Raw genomic sequence first — 5,344 nt, 5'->3', positions numbered from 1 at the left:
AAAGTGCCAGGAAATCTCATCTCGAAACAGGCTTCCCGCTTAGATGCTTTCAGCGGTTATCCCTCCCGAACGTAGCCAATCAGCCATGCACCTGGCGGTACAACTGACATACCAGAGGTTCGTCCGTCCCGGTCCTCTCGTACTAAGGACAGCCTTTCTCAAATTTCCAACGCGCGCAGCGGATAGGGACCGAACTGTCTCACGACGTTCTGAACCCAGCTCGCGTACCGCTTTAATGGGCGAACAGCCCAACCCTTGGGACCGACTCCAGCCCCAGGATGCGACGAGCCGACATCGAGGTGCCAAACCATGCCGTCGATATGGACTCTTGGGCAAGATCAGCCTGTTATCCCCGAGGTACCTTTTATCCGTTGAGCGACGGCCGTTCCACAACGTACCGCCGGATCACTAGTCCCGACTTTCGTCCCTGCTCGACCTGCCAGTCTCACAGTCAAGCTCCCTTGTGCACTTACACTCAACACCTGATTGCCAACCAGGCTGAGGGAACCTTTGGGCGCCTCCGTTACACTTTAGGAGGCAACCGCCCCAGTTAAACTACCCATCAGGCACTGTCCCTGAACCAGATCATGGCCCGAAGTTAGACATCCAGATTGACCAGAGTGGTATTTCAACAACGACTCCACACAAACTAGCGTCCATGCTTCACAGTCTCCCACCTATCCTACACAAGCCAAACCAAACACCAATACCAAACTATAGTAAAGGTCACGGGGTCTTTCCGTCCTGCTGCGCGAAACGAGCATCTTTACTCGTACTGCAATTTCGCCGAGTTCATGGTTGAGACAGTAGGGAAGTCGTTACTCCATTCGTGCAGGTCGGAACTTACCCGACAAGGAATTTCGCTACCTTAGGATGGTTATAGTTACCACCGCCGTTTACTGGGGCTTAAATTCTCAGCTTCGCCCAAAAGAGCTAACCAATCCTCTTAACCTTCCAGCACCGGGCAGGAGTCAGTCCGTATACATCGTCTTACGACTTCGCACGGACCTGTGTTTTTGATAAACAGTCGCTTCCCCCTGGTCTCTGCGACCCATACACGCTCCAGGCAGCAAGTGCCCATCACGCTCAAGGTCCCCCTTCTCCCGAAGTTACGGGGGCATTTTGCCGAGTTCCTTAACCATGATTCTCTCGATCGCCTTAGTATTCTCTACCTGATCACCTGTGTCGGTTTAGGGTACGGGCGGCTAAAACCTCACGCCGATGCTTTTCTCGGCAGCATAGGATCACCAAATCCCCCAAAAACAGGGTCCCATCACGTCTCAGGCACACAGCCGGCGCATTTAACAACCGACAACCCTACACGCTTAGACCACGACAACCATCGCGTGGCTTGGCTACCTTCCTGCGTCACACCTGTTAACACGTTTACCTCCAAAGATCGGGTCCCACAACCCACACAACACACAAACAAAAGCCTGCACATCATGCTTCGCATGGTTAGCATCACAATATCAGTATGGGCGGTTCTTCACCGGTACGGGAATATCAACCCGTTATCCATCGACTACGCCTGTCGGCCTCGCCTTAGGCCCCGACTAACCCAGGGCAGATTAACTTGACCCTGGAACCCTTGATCATCCGGCGGATGAGTTTCTCACTCATCTTTCGCTACTCATGCCTGCATTCTCACTCGCATAGCCTCCACCACTGGTTTACACCGCAGCTTCAACGGCCACACGACGCTCCCCTACCCAACAACCCCAAAGGGTCATTGCCACAACTTCGGCGGTGTACTTGAGCCCCGCTACATTATCGGCGCAGAATCACTTGACCAGTGAGCTGTTACGCACTCTTTCAAGGGTGGCTGCTTCTAAGCCAACCTCCTGGTTGTCTAAGCAACTCCACATCCTTTCCCACTTAGCACACGCTTAGGGGCCTTAGTTGGTGGTCTGGGCTGTTTCCCTCTCGACAATGAAGCTTATCCCCCACTGTCTCACTGCTACGCTCTCACTTACCGGCATTCGGAGTTTAGCTGACGTCAGTAACCCGTGAAGGCCCATCGGCCATCCAGTAGCTCTACCTCCGGCAAGAAACACGTAACGCTGCACCTAAATGCATTTCGGGGAGAACCAGCTATCACAGAGTTTGATTGGCCTTTCACCCCTATCCACAGCTCATCCCCTCCATTTTCAACTGAAGTGGGTTCGGTCCTCCACGACGTCTTACCGTCGCTTCAACCTGGCCATGGATAGATCACTCCGCTTCGGGTCTAGGTCATGCCACTCAAACGCCCTATTCAGACTCGCTTTCGCTACGGATACCCCACACGGGTTAACCTCGCGACATAACACTAACTCGCAGGCTCATTCTTCAAAAGGCACGCTGTCACCCCAAAAGGCTCCAACGGCTTGTAAGCACACGGTTTCAGGTACTATTTCACTCCCCTCCCGGGGTACTTTTCACCATTCCCTCACGGTACTGATTCACTATCGGTCACTAAGAAGTATTTAGACTTACCAGGTGGTCCTGGCAGATTCACACGAGATTCCACGAGCCCCGTGCTACTCGGGTGGCCACACCACGGACAGAACAATTTCGATTACGGGACTCTCACCCTCTACGGCCGACCATTCCAAGTCGTTCACCTACCATCCTGAACATCATGCCGGCAGCCAGTTAGAACTGCCACTGTGACTCCCACAACCCCCATGATGCAACGCCTAACCGCTATCACACACCACAGGTTTAGTCTCTTCCGCTTTCGCTCGCCACTACTCACAGAATCATTACTTTATTTTCTCTTCCTGCGGGTACTGAGATGTTTCACTTCCCCGCGTTCCCCCCAACCAGCCTATACATTCAGCTGGCGGTAACTCACCATGAAGATGAGCCAGGTTTCCCCATTCGGAAATCCTCGGATCAACGCCCAGTTATCGGCTCCCCGAGGCTTATCGCAGATTCACACGTCCTTCATCGGCTCTTAATGCCAAGGCATCCACCGTGTGCCCTTAATAACTTACACACAATCAAGAAAAATAAGAATCTAAAATCAACAATCAAACCAACACCAAAGCATTGATTCAACGCAAATTCCAGAAGATGCTCGCGTCCACTATATAGTTCTCAAACAACAACCCACAACACAACAACAACACAAAAACAAAGTCTTGCATCATCACCATGCCAGGCAAAAACAGGAACAACACCAACGTGTTACCCCAAAACCCAACAATGCGCTTCACTCAACCCAAAACCAACATTCCACCCATGAGCAAAACCACCCACCCGACACTCGCGGGTAGCATGGCCAACTAAATGTGCTCCTTAGAAAGGAGGTGATCCAGCCGCACCTTCCGGTACGGCTACCTTGTTACGACTTAGTCCCAATCGCCAATCCCACCTTAGACGGCTCCCTCCAAAAAGGTTAGGCCACCGGCTTTGGGTGTTACCAACTTTCGTGACTTGACGGGCGGTGTGTACAAGGCCCGGGAACGTATTCACCGCAGCGTTGCTGATCTGCGATTACTAGCGACTCCGACTTCATGGGGTCGAGTTGCAGACCCCAATCCGAACTGAGACCGGCTTTTAGGGATTAGCTCCACCTCACAGTATCGCAACCCTCTGTACCGGCCATTGTAGCATGCGTGAAGCCCAAGACATAAGGGGCATGATGATTTGACGTCATCCCCACCTTCCTCCGAGTTGACCCCGGCAGTCTCCTATGAGTCCCCACCATAACGTGCTGGCAACATAGAACGAGGGTTGCGCTCGTTGCGGGACTTAACCCAACATCTCACGACACGAGCTGACGACAACCATGCACCACCTGTATACCAGCCCCGAAGGGAAACACCATCTCTGATGCGGTCCAGTATATGTCAAGCCTTGGTAAGGTTCTTCGCGTTGCATCGAATTAATCCGCATGCTCCGCCGCTTGTGCGGGCCCCCGTCAATTTCTTTGAGTTTTAGCCTTGCGGCCGTACTCCCCAGGCGGGGCACTTAATGCGTTAGCTACGGCGCGGAAAACGTGGAATGTCCCCCACACCTAGTGCCCAACGTTTACGGCATGGACTACCAGGGTATCTAATCCTGTTCGCTCCCCATGCTTTCGCTTCTCAGCGTCAGTTACAGCCCAGAGACCTGCCTTCGCCATCGGTGTTCTTCCTGATATCTGCGCATTCCACCGCTACACCAGGAGTTCCAGTCTCCCCTACTGCACTCTAGTCTGCCCGTACCCACTGCAATACACGGGGTTAAGCCCCGGCCTTTCACAGCAGACGCGACAAACCGCCTACAAGCTCTTTACGCCCAATAATTCCGGACAACGCTCGCGCCCTACGTATTACCGCGGCTGCTGGCACGTAGTTAGCCGGCGCTTTCTCTGCAGGTACCGTCAATTTCTCTTCTTCCCTGCTAACAGAGGTTTACAACCCGAAGGCCGTCATCCCTCACGCGGCGTCGCTGCATCAGGCTTGCGCCCATTGTGCAATATTCCCCACTGCTGCCTCCCGTAGGAGTCTGGGCCGTGTCTCAGTCCCAGTGTGGCCGGTCACCCTCTCAGGCCGGCTACCCGTCGTCGCCTTGGTGAGCCGTTACCTCACCAACAAGCTGATAGGCCGTGAGCCCATCTATAACCACTACATAACGCTTTCCACCAACACTCCATGCGGAGATTGGTCGTATCCGGTATTAGACCCAGTTTCCCAGGCTTATCCCAGAGTTAAAGGTAGGTTACTCACGTATTACTCACCCGTTCGCCACTAATCCACCTAGCAAGCTAGGCTTCATCGTTCGACTTGCATGTGTTAAGCACGCCGCCAGCGTTCGTCCTGAGCCAGAATCAAACTCTCCGTTGAAAAAATAGAAAAGTTCGATAACCTGATCTCAAACAGCGAATCACACACGGGGGTGCGTGACTCAAGCTGACTTTTTTGAAACCATTCAATGATTATCAAATAAATAAATATTTGGTATTAGTTTCAGTTTCCATCACCAATTCGGTGATTTTATTGAACAAAGCACACTATTGAGTTCTCAAGCAACACACCGATTCAACACCTCAACCCCTCCAACCGAAGGAGCCTCACCACTGAACGGTCATTCTCTTTTCATCGTTACCGCGTTCCCGCGGCAACCCAATCAACTATACCAGCGTTTCATTCGCCATGCAAATCCGATTTCCGTGATTCACACCACAAAGTTTCTTTCCTAAAATCCTCCACAATCACCACACGATGACCAAGAATTCCTTCAAGCAAGAAACCGAAACACTGTATAATTGAAAACCTGTCAAAACCGCTTCCGACTAGGAGAAACACCGAAGAAGTTCTTCGTTTTTTCCTCCTCGCCGCGGCGACTCATACAACTATACAGACCCGAATAC

2 rRNA genes are annotated in these 5,344 nt (G+C 52.3%); both read right to left on the bottom strand.

The annotated features are described in order from the left end of the window. Positions 1-2,983 (bottom strand): 23S ribosomal RNA (locus tag HMPREF2630_RS00010); the annotation flags it as partial. A 306-nt stretch (positions 2,984-3,289) separates the two neighbouring features. Further along, positions 3,290-4,817 (bottom strand): 16S ribosomal RNA (locus HMPREF2630_RS00005). Positions 4,818-5,344 lie beyond the last annotated feature (527 nt).

The sequence above is a fragment of the Rothia sp. HMSC072B03 genome, from assembly GCF_001809565.1.
In the GTDB taxonomy this organism is placed as follows: Bacteria; Actinomycetota; Actinomycetes; order Actinomycetales; family Micrococcaceae; genus Rothia; species Rothia mucilaginosa_A.
Note: the sequence above shows the minus strand (reverse complement) of the source record. Positions and strands in the feature narration are given on the sequence as shown.